Origin of the sequence: Streptomyces sp. NPDC051172, assembly GCF_040682555.1 — a bacterium.
GTDB lineage: Bacteria > Actinomycetota > Actinomycetes > Streptomycetales > Streptomycetaceae > Streptomyces.
Window position 1 is genome coordinate 1 of record NZ_JBFBBE010000512.1, and the last position, 635, is coordinate 635.

1 protein-coding gene is annotated in these 635 nt (G+C 75.7%); it reads right to left on the reverse strand.

Annotated features, from left to right (window positions below):
• Positions 1-40: 40 nt before the first annotated feature.
• The coding region (locus AB0N07_RS52330; protein ID WP_365848217.1) for a DUF2867 domain-containing protein at positions 41-635 on the reverse strand (595 nt) is incomplete at its 5' end.

A 635-nucleotide genomic window follows, 5' to 3' on the forward strand; every position in this document is an offset into this window, starting at 1 on the left:
GGGCACACCCCCGGTCCCGCTGGGGGCGTGGCCCCGACGGTCAGTCCTGCGACTGAGCGCCGTCGGCGTCGCGCGCTCGCCTGTCCAACGGGTTGCGACGCAGGGGCAGGCGGTCCACCAGCGGCCGCAGCAGGCCGCGGCTGCGGGGACGCTCGCCGCCGTCGTGCCGGCGCTGGGCCTCGGCCAGGATGTTCGCGGCCATCTCCGGGAACACCACGGCGTGGAAGGGCAGGATGGCGGTCCAGTAGGCGCGTCCGAGCAGGCCGTCCGGCATGAAGACCGCCCGCTGGCGGTAGACGGAGCCGCCGCCCTCCCGCGGTTCGGTGCTCAGCTGCAGCCAGGCCCGCCCGCCGGCCTTCATCTCCGCCCGCAGCGTCAGCCGCCGCCCCGGCTCCACGTCCTCCACCCGCCACCAGTCCACGGCGTCGCCGCGTCGCAGGTGGTCCGGGTCCCGCCGGCCGCGGGTCAGGCCGGGCCCGCCGACCAGCTTGTCCATCAGCCCGCGGATCTTCCACAGCAGCGGGGTGGAATACCATCCGTTCGCGCCGCCCACCGACTCGATCACCGGCCACACCTCCTGCGCGGGCAGGTCGGACTCGCGCTCGCGCTCGTCCGTGTAGACCGTGGTGCCGGCC